This is a genomic window from Modestobacter excelsi (assembly GCF_005930495.1).
In the GTDB taxonomy this organism is placed as follows: domain Bacteria; phylum Actinomycetota; class Actinomycetes; order Mycobacteriales; family Geodermatophilaceae; genus Modestobacter; species Modestobacter excelsi.
Genome location: NZ_SJEX01000148.1, coordinates 1 through 4,393, shown reverse-complemented (window position 1 = coordinate 4,393; position 4,393 = coordinate 1). Strand labels below are relative to the sequence as shown.

5 protein-coding genes are annotated in these 4,393 nt (G+C 73.5%); 3 read left to right on the top strand and 2 right to left on the bottom strand.

The features are described 5' to 3' along the window. Positions 1-128: 128 nt before the first annotated feature. The gene (locus FHL80_RS24910) at positions 129-431 is read right to left on the bottom strand and encodes a DUF4193 domain-containing protein (protein ID WP_026844338.1); all 303 of its coding nucleotides are present in this window, start codon (positions 429-431) and stop codon (positions 129-131) included. 349 nt (positions 432-780) lie between these two features. Between FHL80_RS24910 and FHL80_RS24905 the strand changes: the two genes are divergently transcribed. Together FHL80_RS24905 and FHL80_RS24900 are read left to right on the top strand one after the other, a co-directional pair. Continuing rightward, positions 781-1,827, top strand: a complete 1,047-nt coding sequence (locus FHL80_RS24905) for a phosphotransferase family protein (RefSeq protein ID WP_138736009.1) — start codon at positions 781-783, stop codon at positions 1,825-1,827. Between the two features lie 58 nt (positions 1,828-1,885). Next, positions 1,886-2,419 carry a LytR C-terminal domain-containing protein gene (locus FHL80_RS24900; RefSeq protein ID WP_138736008.1) on the top strand — a complete coding sequence of 178 codons (534 nt, stop codon included), beginning with the start codon at positions 1,886-1,888 and terminating at the stop codon, positions 2,417-2,419. Positions 2,420-2,603: 184 nt separating this feature from the next. On the opposite strand, the gene FHL80_RS24895 is transcribed toward FHL80_RS24900, so the two are convergent. Further along, positions 2,604-3,431: an inositol monophosphatase family protein gene (locus tag FHL80_RS24895; RefSeq protein ID WP_216871041.1), complete on the bottom strand. Its 828-nt coding sequence runs from the start codon at positions 3,429-3,431 to the stop codon at positions 2,604-2,606. Positions 3,432-3,494: 63 nt separating this feature from the next. Between FHL80_RS24895 and ppgK the strand changes: the two genes are divergently transcribed. Further along, positions 3,495-4,238: a polyphosphate--glucose phosphotransferase gene (gene ppgK / locus FHL80_RS24890; RefSeq protein ID WP_216871040.1), complete on the top strand. Its 744-nt coding sequence runs from the start codon at positions 3,495-3,497 to the stop codon at positions 4,236-4,238. Positions 4,239-4,393: the final 155 nt, after the last annotated feature.

Genomic DNA, 4,393 nt, shown 5'->3' with positions numbered 1-4,393 from the left:
CTCCCACCCCGCCCTGAACCAGCGAGTGCCCGACCGGAGCCGGCCACCCCGGGCGACGCGCTGGAACGGCCCCGCTGCAGGGTCCCGCCGCGAGCCTGCGAGCGGTGGAGGGCAAGGGGGTCCTTCGATCAGGCCGCGCAGTCGCGGCAGACGGGCTGGCCGTTGCGGGTGGTCGCCAGCCGGCTCCGGTGGTGCACCAGGAAGCAGCGCGAGCAGGTGAACTCGTCCTCCTGCTTGGGCAGCACGCGGACGGTGAGCTCCTCGTTGGACAGGTCGGCCCCGGGGAGCTCGAGGTTCTCGTTGAAGTCGGTCTCGTCGACGTCGACCGAGGAGGACTGCGCCTCGGCACGGCGGGCCTTGAGCTCCTCGAGGGAGTCCTCACCCAGCTCGTCGGACTCGTTGCGTCGGGGGGCGTCGTAGTCGGTGGCCATGGTGTGCCCCTTCTCTTCTCTTCAGCGCGGGCACGCGGCCCGCTCGTTCGCCGTCGGCGCCGCAGCGCCACGGCCGGTGGCTCCGGCCGCCGCAGCGGCCGGTGGTCTGTCCCCGGCCGTCGACCCACTGCTGGGTCTCCGACCGGTCTCCTTCTGTCGTGCACCGGACGCATCCAGCGCCGCTCCGTCGGTGGTCCCTCCGGAACAGCTCTGCGCGCCACCCGTGCACGCTCCGGCCAGCCGCCCAACGCCGCGGGAGCCCGGTTTGTGCCCGCCTCCCCGAGGGCGACACATCCGGGTCCCCGGGACGGCAGCTGATGGGCGGAGCGCCAGAGGCTACCCTGCCGCCGTGGCGACTCCTGTGGGTGCTGATCCGGAGGTCGTGGGTCCCTACCTCGCGACCGCTCTCGGCGACGAGAAGTGGCGATCGGTCAGCGTCGAGCTGATCGCCGCGGGCATGTCCAACCTCACCTACGTGGTGAGCCCGGAGGGTGGCTCCGCGGACGACGCGGTCATCCTCCGGCGCCCGCCCACGGGCGCCGTGCTGGCCACCGCGCACGACATGGTCCGGGAGCACCGGGTCATCTCGGCCCTGGCGGACACCGCCGTCCCGGTGCCGCGCACGTTGCACCTGGCGACCGACACCTCCGTGCTCGGCGCCCCGTTCTACGTGATGGAGCGGGTGGTGGGCGTGCACGTCGTCACCGACCTGCCGCCGGGCTACGCCGACGAGCCGGCGGAGCGCCGTGCCATCGCCGACGGGCTGATGGACGTCCTGGCCGACCTGCACGCCGTCGACCCGACCACGGTGGGCCTGGCGGACTTCGGCCGTCCGGAGGGCTTCCTGGAGCGCCAGGTGCGCCGGTGGACCAAGCAGTGGGACGCGACCCGGGACACCGAGCGGCCCGCGCTGGACGCCCTCGCCGCCCGGCTGGCCGAGACGGTCCCCGCCTCGCACCGGTCCGGCATCACCCACGGCGACTACCGGCTGGACAACTGCCTGCTCGACCCGGACACCCCCGGCCGGATCCGCGCGGTGCTGGACTGGGAGATGTCCACGCTCGGCGACCCGCTCACCGACCTGGGCATGCTCTTCGTCTACTGGCCGCAGGCCGGCGAGGACCGTGCGGTCTCGGTGAACTCCGTGTCGGCGCAGCCCGGCTTCCCGACCCGGCTGGAGCTCGCCGAGCGGTACGCCGGCCGCAGCGGGGCGGACCTGTCCGACCTCAACTGGTACGTGGGCTTCGCCTACTTCAAGTTCGCCGCGATCATCGCCGGGATCGTCGCCCGGTCGGCCGCCGGGGCGATGGCCGGGAAGGACACCAGCGGCTACGCCGACCGCATCGACCCCTGCGTCGAACTGGGACGCGCCGCGCTCGACGACGGTGCGCTGTAGCCGGCCCGGCCGCCGCTAGGGTCTGCCGCGTGTGCGATCTCGCTGACGTGACCGACTCGTGAGCGAGCCGTCCGAGCGGCGCCCGGCCGGCACGCGGCGGCGCCGACGGATCCCCGCGCTGGCCTTCCTGCTCGTCCTCGCGCTGGGCGCCCTGGTCGTGTGGTGGAACGTCCTCACCGACGAGGAGACCCGCAACGAGGCGCAGGCCGCCGCCTGCAGCAGCGCCAGCGCGGCCCCCCAGTCGCTGGACCCGGCCACGGTCACGCTGCGCGTGCTGAACGCCAGCGACCAGGCCGGCAAGGCCAGCGAGGTGGCGACCACCCTGCAGAGCCGGGCGTTCGTCGTCGAGGAGATCGCCAACGACAACAGCGGCAACGAGGTGACCGGGGTCGGCGAGCTGCGGTTCGGCCCGCGCGGCAAGAGCACCGCCGAGTACCTGCAGCTCTACCTGCCGGGATCGACCCTCCGCCCCGACACCCGCGCCACCGCCGTCGTCGACCTGGTGATCGGCCCGGAGTTCGCCGGGCTGGCGACCGAGGACCAGGTGGACGCCGCGCTGGCACCGATCGCCAGCGCCGAGAACGCCTGCTGAGCGGTGCACATCGTCATCGCTCCGCGATGACACCGCGGCCACTGGCTGTGCCCGACGGTCGCTGAGCCGTTGCCCTCGGTCCGGTCGGGAGCCGCCGGCCCCGCGACCGGTCAGCGGACGGCCTGCGGCCGGGGTCCGTACTCGTTGCCCACCCAGCCGGTCCCCGGCTCAGCCCGTGCCTCGGTCACTCCTCCTCGTGCAGGCGCTCCAGGAGGGCCACCAGCGGCTCGGCGATCGTCGGGGCAGCGACCACCGCCATCGGGTCGGCGAACGGCCGGCTCCCGGTGCCGGTGACCACCAGACCGGCCTCGGCCGCCACGAGCGCGCCGGCGGCGTGGTCCCAGGGCTTGAGGTCCAGCTCGTAGTAGGCGTCGACCCGGCCGGCGGCGGCCGAGCAGAGGTCCAGCGAGGCACAGCCGTTGCGGCGGATGTCGCGCACCTCGGTGAGCAGCTGGGCCACCACCGCACCCTGCGCCCGGCGCTGCTCGACGCGGTACCCGAAACCGGTCGCCACCAGCGTCTGCTCCAGGGACTGCGGTGCGCTGCCGTGCAGCTGCACCGTGGCGACCCCGGGCGCGGTCAGCCAGGCGCCCCGCCCGCGGACCGCGGTGAACAGCTCCCCGGTCGCCACGTTCAGCACCACACCGACCTCGCTGCGCCCGCCGACCTCGGCGGCGATGGAGACGGCGTAGGCGGGCAGGCCGTAGAGGAAGTTGACCGTGCCGTCGATCGGGTCGACCACCCACCGGACGCCGCTGGTGCCCTCGCGGGAGGCGCCCTCCTCGCCCAGCACGCCGTCGCCCGGCCGGGCCTCCAGCAGCCGGCGCACGATCAGCGCCTCGCTCGCGGTGTCCACCGCGGTGACGACGTCGACCGGGCTGGACTTGGTGTCGACCTGGTCCGCGGCCGTGCCGCGACCTGCGCCGACGAGCACCGCGGCCTCCTCGGCGGTGGCCCGGGCGAGCTCCAGCAGCTCGGTGTGCAAGTCGGGTGCGGTGCCGCCGGAGGTCATCACGGAGAGGGATCCTGCCCGACCCGCGCGCCGGACGTCGTGACTGTCGCTAGCCTGCCTCCCGTGCAGGGCTTCGGAGTGGACATCGGTGGCAGCGGGATCAAGGGTTGCGTGGTCGACCTGGACAAGGGCGAGCTGGTCGGTGATCGGGTGCGCATCCCGACGCCGCAGCCGGCGCTGCCCGACCCGGTCTACGGGGTGGTGGCCGACATCGTCGGCCAGTTCGCCTGGGAGGGACGCATCGGCGTCACCTATCCCGGGGTGATGAAGCACGGCGTGACGTTCACCGCCGCCAACATGGACAAGTCGTGGATCGGCACCGACATGGCCAAGGGCCTGGAGGCGGTGATCCCGGGCACCGTGCAGACGCTCAACGACGCCGACGCGGCCGGGATCGCCGAGATGGCCTACGGCGCCGGCCAGGGCGAGCGCGGCCTGGTGCTCATGCTCACCTTCGGCACCGGCATCGGCAGCGCGCTGTTCATCGACGGCACGCTGGTGCCCAACACCGAGTTCGGGCACATCGAGGTCGACAGCCACGACGGGGAGAAGCGCGCCTCGGCCTCGGCCCGCGAGCGCGAGGACCTCAGCTGGTCGCAGTGGGCCAAGCGGGTGGATCGCTACCTGGACACCCTTGAGCGGAGCCTGTGGCCCGACCTGATCATCGTCGGTGGCGGGGTCAGCAAGAAGTCGGAGAAGTGGGTGCCGCTGCTGTCCACCCGCACCCGGGTGGTGCCCGCCGAGCTGCTCAACGACGCCGGCATCGTCGGGGCCGCACTCGCCGCGGAGCAGCACATCGGCCAGTGAGCACCCTTCGCGCAGGGGGTGGGACGAGCGCCGTCCTCCTCCTGCGGGGGTGGCGCGCGGGTCATCCGGTCGCTCCCGGCACAGAACCGGTGGACCGTCGCCTGCGCGTCGTTACAATGGACGAGCCCCACCGCGTCAATCCCCCAGCCAGCAGG

Coding starts and splice junctions, on each gene's coding strand:
- FHL80_RS24895 (WP_216871041.1), bottom strand. CDS start 3,431: ATGACCTCCGGCGGCACCGCACCCGACTTGCACACCGAGCTGCTGGAG.
- FHL80_RS24910 (WP_026844338.1), bottom strand. CDS start 431: ATGGCCACCGACTACGACGCCCCCCGACGCAACGAGTCCGACGAGCTG.